The organism is Thermostichus sp. MS-CIW-40 (assembly GCF_054058315.1).
The window spans coordinates 73699-90543 of record NZ_JBSSAC010000007.1 but is presented as its reverse complement, the minus strand read 5'-3'; the positions used below and the strand labels follow the sequence as shown (position 1 = coordinate 90543).

Sequence of the window (16845 nt, the reverse complement as noted above, 5' to 3'; positions counted from 1 at the left end):
CAGGACTTGGGTCATGGTTCTATCATAACTTCCGCATTCCTCCCGACACTGACCCTACGGGTACAGTGCGGGGCTCCTGCGATTTCTAGCTGAAGTCGAGGGATTCTTACGTAGCCCAGAAACGGGCTCGCAACGGCGTTGTCAAAGGGAGAAAAACGGGCCATGATGCGCATTTCCATCCAGCCGGAGAGTGGGATCCCTGGCTCCGTACAGCTTTTTAATTTGCTCTGCTTTGCCATCGCCTGCGGGCAATTTCCTCCCGGCTACCGCCTGCCCAGCACCCGTCAATTGGCTATGCAAACAGGCCTGCACCGCAATACCATCCACAAGGTTTACCACCAACTCGAGGCTATGGGCCTGGTGGAAACCCGCGCTGGATCTGGCATTTACGTGAGCCGCTCCGCCCGCCAGGTGGTTAACTACTCTCGCGGCCTGGGGGAAAACCTGGATCGATCCCGACAGGTCCTGGAGCAGGTGCGCCAGGGCATCGACCAGCTGCTGCAGCAGGGGTTTTCTTTGGAGCAGGTGCGGGATCTGCTGCTAGCGGAGATCGATTGGCGATTGCGCTGCAGTGCCCAAGTGCTGGTGTGTGTGCCCAACCGGGATTTGGGTACAGGACAACTGATGGCCCAGCAAATCCAGCAGACTTTGGGCATCCGGGTCCAGTTGGTGCCCCTGGAGGAGCTGGCCACCGTTCTGGATCAGATCCATTCCGGCACTGTGGTGACGCTGCACTATTTTCTCAGCGCCGTCGAAGCCATTGCCCAGCCGCGAGGGGCCCGTGTTCTGACGGTGGAGGTGTCCGACTACGCCCGCGAAATTGCCCTGATCCGCCAGTTGCCTTCCTACGCCTGTCTGGGGCTGGTGAGCATCAGCACTGCCCTGCTGGAGGTTGCCGAGGTGATTGTCTACAGTCTGCGGGGAGACCTGCTGGTGCTGACGGCAGTGATCTCGGATACGGAACGGGTGGGATCCCTAATCCGCCGCGCCCATACGCTGATTTGCGATGAGGCCAGCTACCCCACCCTGCGGGTCTTGGTGCGCCAAGCCCGAGCCGATCTAATCCGCACACCCAACCTAGTCTGCGCCACCCCCCACATCGGAGAAGCAGCCATGGCCGAGCTGCGACGGGAACTGGGTGGGATCCCTGGAGCCGGAGGGGATAGAGAGGCGGGCGGCAGCGGTTTGCAGAGTAAAGAAACGCATTAAGCCTTGTTGCAGGTGAGCCATTTTGCGGATGACAGGCTGCCCGATATCGTGTTTAAGTGGAAATACGGTAAAAGCTCTCTCATTTTGATTCATCGCTGATCAGTCTTTACACGTATGGTGATCCTCGACTACGCCTCCGCCGATCATGACCATGTGGCGGTTACACGGGAAGGTTTCTGGGAGGCCATCCGCTTCCAAGACCATTTTTACGTCTTCAACCGGGGCTTTTCTCAGCTGCAAGAGGCCATCGCCAGTTGCCGCTACGACATGGATCACGGATCCCTGATCAGCCTGGTGGTGGTGCGCCCTCAGGGCTATGAAGTGTGGTCGCAGGTGGGATCCGACATTCCCGTCTTGCCGAAGCAACTGTTGAGCCCGACAGCCAGGGACTCCCTCCTACCGGCGCGTTCGGTTCCATCTTTGCCCAAACGTCCTTTCTGGTCTTTTTGGGGTTGGGGATCCAAGGCTTATGTGGTGGATGGCGAGCCGGCTGCACCCCAGTCTTTGTTCCACCATAGCCCTCGGCCCTACAACGCGCTACAGGCTTGAGCCGGAATCGGTTGCGCCAGCGTCGTGCAGCAACAGTTTCAGGGAACAGGACGGCTCCACGTGCAAATTGAGATCCGGCTCTTCCACCAGCAGGGGCACGCGCTCGGCCACTTCCAGGCCAAATCCTTTCAAGCCGCTGATGTGGCGAGAGGTGTTGCTGATCAGGCGCATTTTGCGCACCCCTACATCCCGTAGGATCTGGGCGCCGATGCCGTAATCGCGCAAGTCCATGACCACCGGTGGCGCAGTTTCAGAAAGGCCCAGATCTTGCAGGGCGTAGGACTTGATTTGCTCGATGAGACTCAGCTCCTGCTCTTGCCGGCGCAGGTACACCAGTACCCCCTTGCCTTGGTGGTCGATCATCTTCAGGGCCGCTGTCAATTGGCGGCGACAATCGCAGCGCAGGGATCCCAGCGCATCCCCTAGGGGACACTCCACATGGACGCGCACCAGGACGGGCTCAGCGGCAAATTGGGTCGGATCCCCTTTCACCAGGGCCAGGTGCTCGACTTGGTTGAGGCTATCGCGGTAGCCGTAAACCCGAAACTGGCCAAACTCCGTTGGCAGGGTGGCGGCAGCCTCTCGGTGAACCAGTTGTTCGGTGCGCAAGCGGTACTCGATGAGGTGGGCGATGGTGATGATCTTCAAATCGTGCTGACGGGCATATTCGATCAACTGGGGCAGGCGGGCCATGGAGCCATCCGGGTTTTGGATCTCGCAAATCACCCCTGCCGGATACAGCCCGGCCAACATCGCCAGATCCACCGCTGCTTCCGTATGGCCAGCCCGTTTGAGTACTCCGCCCTCCCGTGCCCGCAGCGGAAAGACATGCCCAGGCCGGCGCAGATCTTCCGGTCGCGTGTGCGGGTGAATGGCCGCCTGAATGGTGCGAGAGCGATCGGCAGCGGAAATGCCGGTGGAAACTCCAGCCTCTGGCCCAGCATCAATGCTGACGGTGAAGGCAGTTTGGTTGCTGTCGGTGTTCTGCCCCACCATCAGGGGGATCTTCAGCTCATCGAGGCGGGATCCCTGCATGGCCAGGCAGATAAGGCCCCGCCCGTAGGTGGCCATGAAGTTGATAGCTTGGGGCGTGGCAAACTGGGCAGCACAGACCAGATCCCCTTCGTTTTCTCGGTTTTCGTCGTCGACCACGATGATCATCCGACCACACTTGAGGTCTTCGAGGGCTTCGGGGATGGAGTGGAAGATCGTTTCTGTCTCGGCCTGCGGGATGGCGCTCATGGAAAAGGGGACGCAAAAAGGGAAAACCTGGCACAGCCGGCTCTGGGCACCGGATCTGCCGGATCTATGCTAGAGCAAACCGGGCGACAGGTAGGGATCCCAAGGCAGAGTCAGTACTTGGGAATCGAGGGATCGTAAGCCTCCGCCCAGGCGAGGATCCCCCCGCGCAGGTTTTTTCCTTGGATCCCGGCAGCTTGCAGGATCTTCAGAGCTTTGGCCGAGCGCGCCCCACTCTTGCAGTGGACGATCAGCTCTGAGCCGTTAAGGAGGCGACGCACCTGCTCCACCCCGTCGCCGTTTTCAATTTGGGGCAAGGGGATCAGGTGAGCACCAGGGATCCGGCCTATCTCCCACTCATTTGGGTTGCGCACATCGACCAACACAAAGTCTTGGTGAGCATCCATCCGCGCTTTCAGCTCGGCCACAGTGATCTCGGGGATCTCTGTCTGGCCAGCTTGTTCTGTGGCTTGGGCTGGCGGGATCCCGCAGAACTGTTCGTAGTCGATCAGCTCAGTGATGGGCGGAGTAGCCGGGTTTTTGCGCAGCTTCAGCTCCCGGAAGCTCATGTTCAGGGCATCGTAAAGCAGCAGCCGCCCACTTAGGGTTGCGCCCACGCCCAGCAGGATCTTCACGGTTTCGGTAGCTTGAATAACACCGATGATGCCGGGGAGGATCCCCAACACTCCCCCTTCGGCGCAGGAGGGCACTAGTCCTGGTGGGGGCGGCTCGGGGTAGAGATCCCGGTAGTTGGGCCCATCTTCGTAGTTGAAGACCGTCGCTTGTCCCTCGAAGCGGAAGATCGAGCCGTAGACATTGGGCTTGCCCGTCAACACACAGGCATCGTTCACCAGGTAACGGGTGGGGAAGTTATCGGTGCCATCCACAATCACGTCATAGTTGGCAAACAGCTCCAGTGCGTTGTGGGCCTTCAGGGCGGTGTTGTAAACATCCACTTGACAGTGGGGGTTGATCTCCAGGATGCGGTTCTTGGCCGATTCCACCTTCGGCTTGCCCACCCAAGAGGTGCCGTGGATCACCTGCCGCTGCAGGTTGGACACATCCACCACATCAAAATCGACGATGCCGATCCGCCCCACGCCGGCTGCCGCCAAGTACAGCAACAGGGGCGAGCCAAGGCCGCCGGTGCCAATGCACAGCACCTTTCCGGCTTTCAGCCGCTTCTGTCCTTCTAGGCCCACCTCGGGCAGGATCAAATGCCGAGAAAACCGCTCCATCTCTTCGCGGGAGAGGCTGACTTGGCTGGTATCCAGGTTCAACATGCTCACAACCCTCCAGCAATAGCGGGAACGATGCTGATGACGGCTTGTTCTCCCACGGGGGTGTTGTTGCCTTGGGGCAACGTGCGCACATCCTCGTCGTTGAGGTAGACATTGACAAAATTGCGCAGCTTCCCATCCTCGGTGTAGAGGTGGCGCTTCAGCTCGCCATAGCGGGCGATGAGGTTGCCCATCACTTCGCCAACATTGCTGCCCTCGATCTCGACAGCTTCCAGGTTGTCGGTGTAGGGGCGCAGGGGAGAGGGGATCAGAACTTTGGTTGCCATGGGAGTTCGGGGAGAGATCTTGGGTATCTACTGGAGACTTTTGAGGATCCAGAGGATCTGGGCTGACCTATCCATTTGTCGATCTTGTTGGGGCTGTCTACTGACTTTGAGGATTCAGCTATGTTACAGACAAGGTTCAGCACTAGACTACCGCTTTTTCCGGTGGCGCCCATCCCAGCTTTCAAGGATCCCAACTGAACTTAGCCGTGAATTTCAGCCTCAAACAGCGGCAAAGCCCAAACGACTCTAGCTTGCCAAAGCCGGGAGCGGGGGGATGCAAATGTCTTCCAGCATCTGCATCGGCTCCCGTTGGGGCTGCTCTTGCTCATCCAAAACCCAGCTCACCACCTCTTCTGCCTTGCCCTCGCGCACACTGACGATCACACAGGAAAAGCCCCAAGGAAAAGCATGCTGCCGATCAAACTCGGAGGGAATGGCCGCATGGTTGGGATGGGAATGATAGGTGCCCAGGATCCCCAGCCCTTTGCGCACCGCATGGTCGTTGGCCCGCTTGAAATCCGCCGGATCGATCAAAAAGCGGCGGCGGCTGGATTCTCCGTCTGCCAGAGGGTTTTCCGCTTGATCCCAGGTGTTGGTCACCGACCAAAGCTCGTGGATGATCTTGTCGGATCCCCGGATTTCCCCAATTAAAATGCCGCAGCTCTCGTGGGGAAAGGCTTGTTCGCCGTGCTGGCGGATGCTGTGAAGGTGGTCTGCCGAGAGGTAGAGGGCCATGAATCTCGCCTTTGCCGATGGAGTTACCGTTCTTTTATTCTGGCACAAGTTGGCCGGGGATCCCTCAACTTAGCTACAGCGGATGCCATTGGGGCGCAACGGGCAGGCCGTTCCGCAGAGGCCGCCGCTGCTGAAAATGTTCGGCCACCAGTGTGGCGCGGTCAGACCCGTCCATCGAGTGAACCCAGAGGTGGCTCTGGCTTTGGAGGGGTGACGGGGGCATAGTGGGGGCAACCCTGGCACGGCCCTTGGGGATGGACGGCACAGCGCAACCAAGCCGAGTGGGCACTGAAAACACAAGAGGGATCCCCCAGGGGTGGGCCAAATTCGCCGGCCCGTTGACGGCGCAGCAGCACCACTTGCCGTCGCCAATCTTGCAAAAATCGGCTGTAGGCGCGTTCCCGCCAGCGACGCTTGGCCGCATGTTCTAGGACACGGACGGTAAGGTTATCCAACATGGAACGATCACCCAAGGAAGAGGCCAACAGGCTGGGAGTTGCGTTGGATGGCTGAGAACCTCAGGATGGCACACACTGGCGAGAAGAACCCAAGAATTGCAAACTCTCCTTGAGTTCAGTTTAAGTTTGTGGAGTTTCTTCCGATGGCTCTGGCTGCTGGTGGCGGGCCTGGGCCCGTTGCAGGGCTTCTCGCACCACAGCAAAGCCCGTTCCCCCGGCGCTGAGCCGCGCGGCCACCACCTGGCGGGGATCGATGGCTGTCAAAATGTCCGCCTCAAAGGCCGGGTGGAAGGTTTTCCAGCGCTCCAAGGGCAGATCCCGCAGCAGGATCCCCTCTGCCAAACAAATGCGCACAATCTGCCCCACCAAATCATGGGCTGTGCGAAAGGGGATCCCTTTGCGCACCAGGTAGTCGGCCACATCGGTGGCGTTGGAGAAATCTTCCTGCACAGCAGCGGCCATGCGCTCAGGTTGAAATTGGATCCCTTCCCGCAGCAGAAGGGTCATCGCCTCTAGGCAGGCTTTCAGGGTATCGACCGTGTCGAATAGTCCCTCTTTGTCTTCTTGGAGATCTTTGTTGTAGGCCAGCGGCAGCCCCTTCAAGGTGACCAACAAAGCCTGGAGATGGCCAAACACCCGCCCCGCCTTGCCGCGCACCAACTCCGGCACATCGGGATTTTTCTTCTGGGGCATGAGGCTGGAGCCGGTGGCACAGGCATCGGTGAGGGTGACAAAGCCGAACTCCTGGGAAGCCCAGAGGATCATCTCTTCCGAGAGGCGGCTGAGATGCACCAAAATCAAGCTGGCGGCAGCGTGGAACTCCACCAGGTAGTCCCGGTCGCTGACGGCATCCAAGCTGTTGGCGCTGATCCGCTCAAATCCCAGCAGATGGGCGGTGAGCTGCCGATCGATGGGCAGGGAAGTGCCGGCCAAAGCTCCGGATCCGAGGGGGCAGACATTCACCTCTTCCCGCACCCGCCCCAGCCGTTGCCAGTCTCGCCAGAACATTTCTTCATAGGCCAAGAGGTGGTGGGCTAAGCTAATCGGCTGAGCCCGTTGCAGATGGGTGTAGCCGGGCAGGATTGTCTCCAGATGCCGCTCAGCCAAGTCCAACAAAACTCCGCGCAGCTCCCAGAGGGCTTGACGAAGGTGATCGATCTGATCTCGCAGATAGAGGCGCAGATCGGTGGCCACTTGGTCGTTGCGGGAGCGCCCGGTATGCAGTTTTTTTCCCACTTCCCCCACCAAAGCCACCAAACGACGCTCGACGGCATAGTGGACATCCTCTGCCTCTGGATCGGGCCGGAAGGTGCCGGCAGCCGCTTCCTGTTGGATCTGCTCCAATCCCCACCGGATCTGGTCGGCCTCTTGCTGGGTCAGGATGCCACAAGCGGCCAACATCTGCACATGAGCCAGGGATCCGGCCACATCGTAGGGCAGCAGGCGGATGTCGAAGCCGATGCTGGCGTTGAAGCGGGCGATGGCAGGATGCAGGGATCCCTCAAAGCGCTGGCTCCAGGGGCGAGGGGTGGAAGTTACCGTCGGCTCAGACATCGGCTGGGAACCGGAAGAATGGGGAGAAGGATTGACCACCGTAGGAAGACCCCACTGCAGTTGTGGAAAAAAAACACAGAAACCGACCGCCGACGGCCAAAACCCCGCCGGCTCAGGCCAACTGGATCCAGCTAGAGCAATGGTGACAAGGCCCTAGTGGGAGCTGGTGATGCTCTTGAGCATGTAGCCCGCCACGATCCCTATCAAAAGCGCCCAAATTTGGCCCGATTCCACAAAGCCATTCCAACCCTTGCGGATATCGCCCAGCACATCCTGTCGGAACACCTGCCCGACAATCATTTCCGTCTGGAAAGCCGCGGGGGCCGGCAAGTAAACCGAGGCGGTTTCAGACCCAGAAGGAGAGAAGTTCATAGTTGTACCTCAGGTGTAGATAACACAGTGCAGCCAACCTGGTAGCTCCACCAGCTAGAGCGTACCGCTCTGAAAGACCTACGAAACGCCAACAAACACTTCCACTCGCACCGGCGGCGCGGAGTGCTCAGCGTCTGCCGCGCTTCTGCTTTCTTCCTGCCTTAACGAACTATGGCTGGCAGCAGAGATCACCCCCACTGCCCCGCCAGAGGGATCTCCACAGGCGTGACTTCCCCGCAAGCTGCAGGTAGCCGCTCCTTGCTCTCTGAGAGAGCCACACAGACTAAAGCTGGAGCAGGCTTTAGCCCATGCAGAACGCATGCCAGAACTAACCAACTAGCCTAGTAGTCCGGCAAAACCACGTCAACCAACCCACCGTTGCTGCCCAGCCCAGTAGCGTTGAGTAGCTTGCTTGAGCTATTGTGAGCGTTGCGGCCTGCTGTCATTAACCCTGAGTTTGAACTTTTTTAGCTAGGCTGGCTCGGAGTCGGGCAGCACCTTCAACACCACCAGCGTTGTGTCGTCCACGGGCTCAGGCCGCAGGGAAATTTCATCCTGCAACAGGAGCTCTGGATCCTCGGGCAGCCATAGGGGAAGAGGATGGGATCCCCGGCGGCCTCGGAAGGCATCCATCTGCTCAAACAAGCTCTCCAAAATGTCTTCGGGGGAGTCGTAGCGACGGGCAGCGTACTGGATGGCGTCCATCAGCCCAGAGGTTTCCAAGCGCTCGCCGCGGGTGTTGGCTGTCCCCGTGTAGCCATCGGTGTAGTACACCACCACATCCCCGGGTTGCAGTTGCACGCAGCTTTCCGAGTAGTGGCTGTTTTCTTCCAAGCCGATCAGCGCCCCCTCTGTGTCCAGGGGTTGAATTTCTCGGGTGCGGGCCTGCCACCACAGGGTGGGGTTGTGGGCCGCGTTGCTGAAGCAGAGGCGATGGGAGCGGGGATCGTACTCCGAATAAAACAGGCTGATGAAGCGATTGGAGTTTTCCAGGTCACTGTACATGGCCCGGTTCAGATGTTGCAGAACACGGGCCGGCGAATGGCGGTTGAGGGCCTCCGCCCGCACCATGGCGCGGGTCATGGTCATCAACAGGCCGGCGGGCACCCCTTTGCCCATCACATCCCCAATGACGATGGCCAAGCGAAAGCCTGCCGTTTCTTCAGATGAGTCGGATGTTTCCAGGCGTTCGCCGGGAATCTTGATGAAGTCATAGTAGTCGCCCCCCACTTTGCTGGCCACCCGGCAACGGGCTGCCAAGCGAATCCCCTTGACTTGAGGGCACTCCCGAGGTAGCAGTTGGGTCTGGATGTAAGAGCCAATCTCCATTTCTTTTTCCAGGGCCATCTTGCGGCGCAAGGCTGCCGTCAAGCGGTCATTTTCGATGGCCACCCCTGCCTGATCGGCGACCAAGCGCAACAGTTGTTGGCGACGTTCATCCCAGTGGTAGCCAGGCTGACGGCTGAAGACGTACAAGCGACCCTGGACAGAGTTGCGAATCAGCAGCGGCGTGCCGAAAAGGCGTACATCCGGCCCCAAGCTCTGGCGGAACCGTTCGTCCAAGAGGTGTTCAAGGGCAGGGATCTTAACAGACAGGGATCCCTCCGTTTTGAGAATGGGCTCTTGAGCCGAGAGAGTTTGGGCGATCTGCTCCATCTCAGCCCGAATCTGCTCGCGGTGATTGAGATCAGAGCAGTGCAGTTGATCCAACTGGATGGTGCCGTTGGGATTGAACAAAACCAGGGCTCCGCCTTCGGCATCGGTCAGTTGGCTGGCCACAAAAGCCGTCAGCTCCAGGATCTGGTTCAAGTTGTTAAAAGAGCGCAGAGCAAAAGCCAGCCACGCCAGCAGATACTGCATCCGATGGTGTTCTCTCTCCAGTTCTGCCACCCGATCCGGCATTGCAGGGGCAGGCACAATGGCCGGCTTGACCTCCGGCAGCTCTCTATCATCGGACGCAACGGCACCTGAAGAGGTGGGATCCTCATCCTGGCCGGTCTGAGCTGAGCGCAAGTCCCCCGAATTGTCCGTGGGCGACAGCGACGGAGCATTGGGGGGGAGGGGATTTTTGCCCGAATCCTGGGCCAGCAAGGACTCTGACCACAAAGAATCTGACAGCCCGGCAGGGGGCTGCCCTAAAACGGCCTTTTGGGGGCTGTGATCATCCATCGGGAAGACTGGCGTTAATCCCTTGGAAACGTAACGAAACAGCTTAGCAAAAATATCACAAGCTTCATCACACTCATCCCTCACACCCAGCGATGCTGACGGGATCCCTGGCACAGCTCTCGGTAGAGCTGTTCCACCTGGCTGAGGTTGTGGCTGAGGGTATAGCGCTCCAGCACCCGCTGGCGGGCCTTCATCCCCAGCAGTTGGGTAAACTCCCGTTGATCCCGCAGCAAAGGCAGCAGCGTTTGCAGCTCTGCTGTCACCCGTGTCGGATCCAGCGGGATCCCAGCTCCATCGGCCAAAACCTCTCCATCAGCGCCGACATCGGTGGCTACCGCTGCCACCCCACAGGCCATCGCCTCCAGCAGCGACAAAGAGAGCCCCTCGATCAAGGAGGGCAAAACAAACACATCAGCCCCTCGCAAGATCTCGATGCGCTGCTGCTCGTCGGCAATATAGCCCAGCCAGTGGATCCCATGTTGAAGGGTGTAGAAGGGCTTGAGGGTGTTGAGCAGCGGCCCATCCCCCACGATCAGCAGACCACACTTCTCCCCCATTTGGGCGTGTTTCCAAGCCTTGAGTAGGGCTTCCAGGTTTTTTTCCGGCGAGACCCGCCCTTGATAGACGAAGATCCGCTCCAGTCCCAACCGCTGTTTGAGGGTGGAGGGCCCAGGCGCGTACTTGTCCACATCCACACCATTGGGAATGACCACCACCTGCTGGGGGCTCACCCCCAGTTTGACCAAGATCTCCCGTTGCGTTTCCGAGAAGACAATGGTGCGGTGATAGTTGGCCAAACACGGGGCGTAGAGCTGGTAGGCCAAGTATTGGGTGCGAGAGGCGATGTTGCGCCGCCGCCGGTCGAAGGCCGGGTGGAAGGTGGCCACCAGCGGCTGGTTGAGCTCAGCACAGATCTCCGGCAGCACAAAGTCGATGGGAGAAATGGTCAAGGAGGCATGTACCAGATCCGGCTGCAATTCCTTGAGGGCCTGGGTGAGCAACCGCTTGGCGTTGGGGGCCGGGATCGTGTAAATCTGCGATTTGTACAGACAGGGGAGGGAAACGTCTCGACGATCCAGCTCCGCCCTCCAGCCTTCACCTCCAGGATCCAGGGCGGGCGGTTGGCCCTCGTTGGTGAAGTGAAAAAAGCTCACTTGATGCCCTCGATCCAAAAGGCCGTTGGTCATCTCGCGGCTATAGGTGACGTTGCCACAGAAAGGTGTTTTTTTGCCTATCCAGGCGATGTGCATGGGCGGATCCCCGCGGAGCTGAAACGCTGAGCTGCAAAGGGAGTCTCGATTCTTAAACCTCTACAAGAGTAGCAGAGTTAGCTCCTGCCTTGGCCCGTCCCCTCGGAAGAGGGTATCCAGCCTGGCGCTGCGGCAGGATTTAGGGGGCCTCTCTGCCCAATAGGCTCCAGGTGTACAGCCCCGCCAGCCCCGTCAGAACAGCCAGGGCCACAAACATCCAGGGAAGGCCAAGGCGGGCTTCTGCCAATCCCGTGAACACCAGCGGCAAACTGAGGGCAATGTTGGCGGCGTTGTTCTGGAGCCCAAAGATCTTGCCTCGCAGATGGTCAGGCGTTTCCTCTTGGATCAAGGTTTGCATCGGCACCGCCACCAAAGCCCCCCCACAGCCCAACAGGGCAATCCAGCCCAAGCTGGGCAGCAACCAGTGGGTCGTCCAGGATAGGGCCGCCAGAGCCCCACAGAGCAGCAGGGATCCCAGCCCAATCCAGGCGCGGCGGCTCACCCGTCGGCCCGTATGGCCCACCCAAAAGGCGCCGATCCCCATGCCCAGGCCGGCAGCGGCCAACAACACCCCGAACTGATCTGGCTTCAGCTCTGCCATCACTTCTGCCATGCGCACCGCCAACACTGCCAGCGCCGCAAACAGCGAGTAGAGCACCACCACCTGCACCAAGGCAGCTCGGATCAGGGGCATCTGGCTGACATATTGCAGGCCCAAGCGGAGATCTTCCCAGAGGTGGGGGACTTCCCAACGCCGGGGCTCTAGCTTCTCGTGGGGTTGCAGCAGCAATAGCAGGGATCCCGCCAAGAGGTAGGCTCCCCCCACCAACAGCTCCGGCCCCACTTCCCAGCCCGGCAACCAATGGCGTACCCAACGATCTGCCAGGGTTAACAGCGGCTCCCCCACGGCAAACCCGACGATCAGCGAAGCCATCATCGTGGTGGTGTACAGGGAGTTGGCCGCCAGCAACTCTCCTTTCGGCAGGATCAGCGGCAAAGTCGCCTGCTCGGCAGGAGCAAAAAACTGGGTCAGAACCGAGACGGCAAAGCTCACCAGCAACAGCCCCGCAAACCCCAAGGGGATCCCCGGCCAAAGGTCGCGCCCGGCAGTGAGCCAGAGCAGCGGCGGCAACAGCAGCACTAGGATCCCACGCCCCAGGTTGGAGAGCACCAACACCCCTTTTTTTAGCCAGCGATCCACAAATACCCCTGCCAGGCTGCCCAATAGCATCGCCGGCAGCGTAAAAGCCAGCATGATGGCCGAGACCCAACCGCTGATGGAAGCCCCTTCCGGCTGAAATTCGCGGGCAACCAACCCAATCAGCAGCACCAACAACACCTTGTCCGCCAACTGGGAACACGCCTGCCCCATCCACAGCAGCAGGAAATTGCGTCGGCGCAGCACGGCAAGAAAGTTTCTCAGGCCCGGCTCAGCCAGACCTTGATCTTCCTCTTCCTTTTGCCCTTTTTCGGGATCCTCAGGGGGTGGCTCTGGCAAGGGATCCCCAGGAGAACACTCCGGCGAGCTGAGGGCGGGGCTTGCTGTCGGCTCAGGCAAGAGAGATTCTGACTTCAACCCCCAAGTTGGCGTTGACGCAGGTGGGGGATTCTGGAGAGGGGAACTGGGGTGGCAGATCCCTGCCCCTCCCTCCGGCCAGCCCCATCGTTGCTCCAAAGTCATCATGCTCCCCAGGTGACCTGCCCATTTCCCCGACGTCGGCCCCACAACAGAATGGGATCCCGTCAGCAAACAAAAGTGGAAATGGGGTGCCCCGATCTTATCTTGGCCCGCCTTCCAATCCACCAACCCAAATCTTGGGAATCGGCAGGCCTAGCTTCCTGCGGCAGACAAGGAGCGCAAGGGATCCGGGATCGACTCGCTTGGAGCCACAAAGCTGCCCTTCTCTACAAAGGTTAAGCGCAGGCTCAGCCAACGAATAAAATCCGCGTTGGTGGATACCACTGCCCCCAGGGGCTCCTTCAACTTGTCCCGCAGGGGCTTTAACTCTGGAGCTTCCATGAAGGCCGGCTGGGGCACCCAGAAGAAATCGACAGGGCAATGGCGCTCCTCGCAGTATCGACGACGCTCCTCCAGCACCTCTTCCAGAGGCTCAGAACGTAAGAAAGACAGGCTGGCAACGACAAAATGATAGGTAGTCGGTTCGGCAGCAGACATAAGATTGCTGTGGAACTGTGTTGAGAATAAAGGCTAGAGCCGGGCGTCCACCGCTCCTTGCAGATCCTCTCCCTCAGAGAGAGGCAGATTTGAGCAGATGCGGAGCCGGATCGCGGGAGCTACACAGCGGCTGACAGTCTTCCAACTGCCGGAGAACGGGTAGCCGCGCCATGACTTCCTCAGGGGGCATGGAGTGTTCTGAAGCCTGCTTGAGGGTAGGTAGAGCCTGAGCTGCCCATTCCCGAGCCCAGGGAGCGGACTCAGGAGTTTCCTTCTCCTCCAACAGCTCTTGGCAAAGGGCAGTTGAGCGCTCCAAGTCACCACTGCCCTGATATGCCATGATCAGAGCTACACGAGCCAAAACGCATTCTTCCGGATCTGCCCTAGAGCCATTGCGCTCGCTCAGGCGGCGGGACAAACTCTCTTGTCTTTCTTGGATGGAACAGCAGTAGCAGAAGGACTCGAGAAGGTTGATCGCCTCCAGGTAACGCTCCTGCTTGAGAGCAGTGATACCGGCGCGGAGGGATCCATGGGGGTGGGACATGAGCCTAAGTACAAGAAAAGAGTTCAGACGGACTTGCACCTGCAGGTTATCCAGTCAGTGGCCCGTCTTCTCATCCAAGGTTTCGTGTCTAAAACTACTATACACCCTCTGGACAAGTGACCGCCGATTTACTCTTCCTCTTAAGCTTGTGGAAAGGGCGCTCAACCTTTACGGGCTAGGGTGTAGGTGCTGACATAGTGAGTTTCTCGGCGCAGCACCGCACAGCCTGCCTGCTGCAGGCGCGCCCCCAAATCGTCGTGGATATAGTCGCGGTAGTAGGGTTCGTGGAAGGTTTGCATAAAGGCTTCCATCGTCTCCTTCAGCTCTGGCGAATCCAGCAGTTGCACTGAGTCGCAGATGACCACCACGCCCCCTGGCTTCACCACCCGACTCATCTCGTTGATGACATTTTGTCTGGCCGGGCCAGGCAGCTCATGAAAGAGAAAAACGCTGATGACGGCGTCAAAGGTGGCATCGGCATAGGGCATGGCCTCGGCGTTGGCGCGGATAAGCTGGGGCAGTTCCCCCGGCAGCTCCTGCAACAGTCGGTTGGCCTTGCGCAGATAGGCAGGAGAAAGATCCAGGCCATACAAAGCTGCTTTGGGCAGGGATCCCCGCAGTAGGCGCAGCATCCGCCCCGTGCCACAAGCTACATCGAGGATGTGGGGGCTGACCAAGGTGGGATCCAACGCATCTTTGAGCAGGCGAATCACCCGACGGCGCATTGCATCCGCTGTGCCCCCAAACAGCAGCTCCACCTGCAGGTCATAAAGCTCAGCCGAGCTGTCGCTCAGATAGCCGTTGGTTTGGTAATGAAAATTTTGCAGGTAGTATTTCGGATAGCCCTCGGTGGAAATGTCTTGAGAAAACTCTTGGTAACGCTTGCTGTGAACCCGCCGAGTAATTTGCGGCAAATCCAACCACACCTGTGGGTAATAGCGGGCAAAGTCCAGCCAGGGGTTGTCGAACAGGAGCGCGTGAGGGTAGTACCCTGCCTCAGCATCTTGCCAGTCCGCTTGCAGGAGTTGTTCGTAACGGGCCCGCAACACCTGTAGCGTGTCAGCGCTCACCCGCACCTTGGCCCGCGGCGGCGGGGTCCTCCCGGAGGAGAAGCTTTGCAGATCCCTGAGCACGGAGAGCATCAGATCTGAAGCTTGGGTGGAGAGCGCTTTGTGGGCAAAGCCGAAGATGTTTTTGCCCCACTGAAAAGCGCGGTAGGCAGCTTCTCCGACTGGAGATGGGATCGGCAGCGACAGCTCAGGACTTAGTTGTAGGCTCATAACCCTGCAAGGTGCGAATGAAGAATGAAGGCTTAACGTTTGTTTACACTTAATTATAGCAAGGCGGCCACGCCGGGCCGGCAGCCGCTGGGCGCGGGGAAAACCTGGCGGAATTGGATCCCTGAGCACACCCCATCTGGCCAAGCAGGGGAGTACTCTAGTGGTGTCCTCAAAAGGATGTCCCCGATTGCCCTATGAGCTGGAGGAAGGGGCTGATCAGGTCGATTTGATAATGGGAAGAGGGAGCGCCTCAGCATGACAACCAAGACGGTGTTGGTCATTGACGATAGCATCATGATTCGCAAGATGGTGGCCAGCATCTTGGCCGATCAGTTCCAAGTGGTGGAGGCCAAAGACGGGTTGACAGGGCTGGAAGCGGCCAAAAAACATCACCCCGACCTGATCCTGCTGGATTTTGTCATGCCCAAGATGGATGGCTACGACACCCTCCAAGCCATCCGCCGCGAAGACAGTCTGAAAAATACCCCCGTTATCATGATGTCGGGGATGAAGGAACAAGTGACAGCCCGCATCCCTGAGCCTTTTGTCGACTTCGATTTTATCGAAAAGCCGTTTGAAGCGGAGACTCTTCTGGCTCAAATCCAAAAGGCCCTGCAGGTGACTCCTGCGGCGGCAGCGGAGCCGGGATCCGAAACCAACACCCAACTGATTCTGAACCGGCTCACCGCCATCGAGACGCTGCTTATCCAAGGTACGGAAAACCTGATCCAGCGGGAAGTAGTGACGCGGCTTGCCAACCTCAACCAGCGCCTAGATCGTCAGGAGTCTCACAGCGCTAACCTAGAAGAGCAAATCCGTAAGCTCACCAGCGAAGTGGAACGGCACAGCCAGGGCTTAGCCCTAATCGTCAAAGAGCTGCGGCATATCCGTAAACTATTGGGGGGTCTTGATGGCTGAGCAAAGCTTTGAGCGCGCCTACCGACACCTGGATGCGGTGACGGCCCTGTTCGTGGCGGTGCTGCTCATCTCCAACATCGCCTCGACCAAGATCGTTCTTCTGGGGCCCTTTACCTTCGATGGCGGCACCATTCTTTTCCCCCTCAGCTACATTTTCGGCGACATCCTCACCGAAGTCTATGGCTATGCCCGCTCGCGACGGGTGATCTGGCTGGGATTTCTCTCGGCGGCCCTCATGTCGGTAACGTTCATGATCGTGGGATCCCTGCCGGCCGCCCCCGACTGGCCCTATCAAGAAGCCTACGACCAGATTCTGGGCCTGACGCCCCGCCTTGTGCTGGCCAGCTTAATCGCCTATTGGGGAGGCAGCTTTGCCAACGCCTATGTACTGGCCCGCATGAAGGTGTGGACGCGGGGACGGTGGCTGTGGACACGCACCATCGGCTCTACCCTGGTGGGCCAAGCGGTGGATACTGGACTGTTTGTCACCTTGGCCTTCTGGGGGGTGTTCCCTGGCCTGGGCAGCTTAATACTCTCCAACTATGTGTTCAAGTGTGCCGTTGAGGCGGCGTTCACGCCCCTGACCTATGCCATTACCGGCTGGCTAAAGCAGCAAGAACAAGAAGACTACTTCGATGTGGCAACCGACTTTAACCCCTTCCGCCTCCAGCCTGTGTCTAGATGAATCCATCAGCCGCCTCAACGGATCTGGCCTTGGGAGGGATCCCATTTTGGTATAGTCAAAGCGTTATCCTTTCTATCCTGCTGCCATCCGGTGTTACCGGGAGCTTTTATCCAAGACAAGACTTTTGTGAGGGATCCGCA

General features: G+C 59.0%; 17 protein-coding genes. 4 read left to right on the top strand and 13 right to left on the bottom strand.

Annotation, left to right across the window (positions count from 1 at the left end):
* Positions 1 to 165 precede the first annotated feature (165 nt).
* Positions 166 to 1209, top strand: a complete 1044-nt coding sequence (locus ACVWXF_RS04140; protein WP_457473708.1) for a GntR family transcriptional regulator — start codon at positions 166 to 168, stop codon at positions 1207 to 1209.
* Positions 1210 to 1323: 114 nt separating this feature from the next.
* Positions 1324 to 1758 carry a hypothetical protein gene (locus ACVWXF_RS04135; RefSeq protein ID WP_457395942.1) on the top strand — a complete coding sequence of 145 codons (435 nt, stop codon included), beginning with the start codon at positions 1324 to 1326 and terminating at the stop codon, positions 1756 to 1758.
* On the opposite strand, the gene ribB is transcribed toward ACVWXF_RS04135, so the two are convergent.
* The 13 genes from ribB to ACVWXF_RS04070 form a co-directional block, all read right to left on the bottom strand.
* Complete coding sequence (gene ribB / locus ACVWXF_RS04130) at positions 1747 to 3000, bottom strand: 3,4-dihydroxy-2-butanone-4-phosphate synthase (RefSeq protein ID WP_457473705.1); 1254 nt, start codon at positions 2998 to 3000, stop codon at positions 1747 to 1749. The two genes, ACVWXF_RS04135 and ribB, sit on opposite strands and share 12 nt — an antisense overlap.
* Positions 3001 to 3110: 110 nt before the next feature.
* The gene (moeB, locus tag ACVWXF_RS04125; RefSeq protein ID WP_457473704.1) at positions 3111 to 4280 is read right to left on the bottom strand and encodes a molybdopterin-synthase adenylyltransferase MoeB; all 1170 of its coding nucleotides are present in this window, start codon (positions 4278 to 4280) and stop codon (positions 3111 to 3113) included.
* A 2-nt stretch (positions 4281 to 4282) separates the two neighbouring features.
* On the bottom strand, positions 4283 to 4564 hold the full coding sequence (locus ACVWXF_RS04120; RefSeq protein ID WP_011433658.1) for a MoaD/ThiS family protein: 282 nt from the start codon (positions 4562 to 4564) through the stop codon (positions 4283 to 4285).
* Positions 4565 to 4810: 246 nt separating this feature from the next.
* A complete protein-coding gene (locus ACVWXF_RS04115; RefSeq protein ID WP_414400173.1) occupies positions 4811 to 5299 on the bottom strand; it encodes a M67 family metallopeptidase in 489 nt (162 codons plus the stop codon).
* 161 nt (positions 5300 to 5460) lie between these two features.
* Positions 5461 to 5757 (bottom strand): DUF6464 family protein, encoded by a 297-nt coding sequence (locus ACVWXF_RS04110; RefSeq protein ID WP_011433656.1) that lies wholly within the window; start codon positions 5755 to 5757, stop codon positions 5461 to 5463.
* Positions 5758 to 5877: 120 nt separating this feature from the next.
* The gene (gene argH / locus ACVWXF_RS04105) at positions 5878 to 7311 is read right to left on the bottom strand and encodes an argininosuccinate lyase (protein ID WP_457473707.1); all 1434 of its coding nucleotides are present in this window, start codon (positions 7309 to 7311) and stop codon (positions 5878 to 5880) included.
* A 153-nt stretch (positions 7312 to 7464) separates the two neighbouring features.
* Positions 7465 to 7683, bottom strand: coding sequence for a hypothetical protein (locus ACVWXF_RS04100; RefSeq protein WP_414329334.1), 219 nt, complete (start codon positions 7681 to 7683; stop codon positions 7465 to 7467).
* 471 nt (positions 7684 to 8154) lie between these two features.
* Complete coding sequence (locus tag ACVWXF_RS04095; RefSeq protein ID WP_457473703.1) at positions 8155 to 9852, bottom strand: PP2C family protein-serine/threonine phosphatase; 1698 nt, start codon at positions 9850 to 9852, stop codon at positions 8155 to 8157.
* 80 nt (positions 9853 to 9932) lie between these two features.
* Positions 9933 to 11102, bottom strand: coding sequence for a glycosyltransferase family 4 protein (locus ACVWXF_RS04090; protein ID WP_457473702.1), 1170 nt, complete (start codon positions 11100 to 11102; stop codon positions 9933 to 9935).
* A 139-nt stretch (positions 11103 to 11241) separates the two neighbouring features.
* Positions 11242 to 12786 (bottom strand): MFS transporter, encoded by a 1545-nt coding sequence (locus ACVWXF_RS04085; RefSeq protein WP_457473701.1) that lies wholly within the window; start codon positions 12784 to 12786, stop codon positions 11242 to 11244.
* 147 nt (positions 12787 to 12933) lie between these two features.
* Positions 12934 to 13278, bottom strand: a complete 345-nt coding sequence (locus tag ACVWXF_RS04080; RefSeq protein ID WP_414329330.1) for an MgPME-cyclase complex family protein — start codon at positions 13276 to 13278, stop codon at positions 12934 to 12936.
* Between the two features lie 73 nt (positions 13279 to 13351).
* Positions 13352 to 13822 carry a hypothetical protein gene (locus ACVWXF_RS04075; RefSeq protein WP_011433648.1) on the bottom strand — a complete coding sequence of 157 codons (471 nt, stop codon included), beginning with the start codon at positions 13820 to 13822 and terminating at the stop codon, positions 13352 to 13354.
* A gap of 161 nt (positions 13823 to 13983) precedes the next feature.
* Positions 13984 to 15102, bottom strand: coding sequence for a class I SAM-dependent methyltransferase (locus ACVWXF_RS04070; RefSeq protein WP_457396159.1), 1119 nt, complete (start codon positions 15100 to 15102; stop codon positions 13984 to 13986).
* A gap of 255 nt (positions 15103 to 15357) precedes the next feature.
* Here ACVWXF_RS04070 and ACVWXF_RS04065 point away from each other — a divergent pair, with 255 nt between their 5' ends.
* Together ACVWXF_RS04065 and ACVWXF_RS04060 are read left to right on the top strand one after the other, a co-directional pair.
* The gene (locus tag ACVWXF_RS04065; protein WP_414398547.1) at positions 15358 to 16020 is read left to right on the top strand and encodes a response regulator; all 663 of its coding nucleotides are present in this window, start codon (positions 15358 to 15360) and stop codon (positions 16018 to 16020) included.
* Positions 16013 to 16705 (top strand): queuosine precursor transporter, encoded by a 693-nt coding sequence (locus tag ACVWXF_RS04060; RefSeq protein WP_457473700.1) that lies wholly within the window; start codon positions 16013 to 16015, stop codon positions 16703 to 16705. Before ACVWXF_RS04065 ends, ACVWXF_RS04060 begins: the two co-directional genes overlap by 8 nt.
* Positions 16706 to 16845: the final 140 nt, after the last annotated feature.

Excerpts from the sequence above, each read along its gene's own strand:
- ACVWXF_RS04135 (WP_457395942.1), top strand. The coding sequence starts at position 1,324 with ATGGTGATCCTCGACTACGCCTCCGCCGATCATGACCATGTGGCGGTT.
- moeB (WP_457473704.1), bottom strand. The coding sequence starts at position 4,280 with ATGTTGAACCTGGATACCAGCCAAGTCAGCCTCTCCCGCGAAGAGATG.
- ACVWXF_RS04080 (WP_414329330.1), bottom strand. The coding sequence starts at position 13,278 with ATGTCTGCTGCCGAACCGACTACCTATCATTTTGTCGTTGCCAGCCTG.
- ACVWXF_RS04060 (WP_457473700.1), top strand. The coding sequence starts at position 16,013 with ATGGCTGAGCAAAGCTTTGAGCGCGCCTACCGACACCTGGATGCGGTG.
- ACVWXF_RS04075 (WP_011433648.1), bottom strand. The coding sequence starts at position 13,822 with ATGTCCCACCCCCATGGATCCCTCCGCGCCGGTATCACTGCTCTCAAG.
- ACVWXF_RS04095 (WP_457473703.1), bottom strand. The coding sequence starts at position 9,852 with ATGGATGATCACAGCCCCCAAAAGGCCGTTTTAGGGCAGCCCCCTGCC.
- ACVWXF_RS04115 (WP_414400173.1), bottom strand. The coding sequence starts at position 5,299 with ATGGCCCTCTACCTCTCGGCAGACCACCTTCACAGCATCCGCCAGCAC.
- ACVWXF_RS04090 (WP_457473702.1), bottom strand. The coding sequence starts at position 11,102 with ATGCACATCGCCTGGATAGGCAAAAAAACACCTTTCTGTGGCAACGTC.
- ribB (WP_457473705.1), bottom strand. The coding sequence starts at position 3,000 with ATGAGCGCCATCCCGCAGGCCGAGACAGAAACGATCTTCCACTCCATC.
- ACVWXF_RS04120 (WP_011433658.1), bottom strand. The coding sequence starts at position 4,564 with ATGGCAACCAAAGTTCTGATCCCCTCTCCCCTGCGCCCCTACACCGAC.
- argH (WP_457473707.1), bottom strand. The coding sequence starts at position 7,311 with ATGTCTGAGCCGACGGTAACTTCCACCCCTCGCCCCTGGAGCCAGCGC.
- ACVWXF_RS04065 (WP_414398547.1), top strand. The coding sequence starts at position 15,358 with ATGACAACCAAGACGGTGTTGGTCATTGACGATAGCATCATGATTCGC.
- ACVWXF_RS04070 (WP_457396159.1), bottom strand. The coding sequence starts at position 15,102 with ATGAGCCTACAACTAAGTCCTGAGCTGTCGCTGCCGATCCCATCTCCA.
- ACVWXF_RS04110 (WP_011433656.1), bottom strand. The coding sequence starts at position 5,757 with ATGTTGGATAACCTTACCGTCCGTGTCCTAGAACATGCGGCCAAGCGT.
- ACVWXF_RS04100 (WP_414329334.1), bottom strand. The coding sequence starts at position 7,683 with ATGAACTTCTCTCCTTCTGGGTCTGAAACCGCCTCGGTTTACTTGCCG.
- ACVWXF_RS04140 (WP_457473708.1), top strand. The coding sequence starts at position 166 with ATGCGCATTTCCATCCAGCCGGAGAGTGGGATCCCTGGCTCCGTACAG.
- ACVWXF_RS04085 (WP_457473701.1), bottom strand. The coding sequence starts at position 12,786 with ATGATGACTTTGGAGCAACGATGGGGCTGGCCGGAGGGAGGGGCAGGG.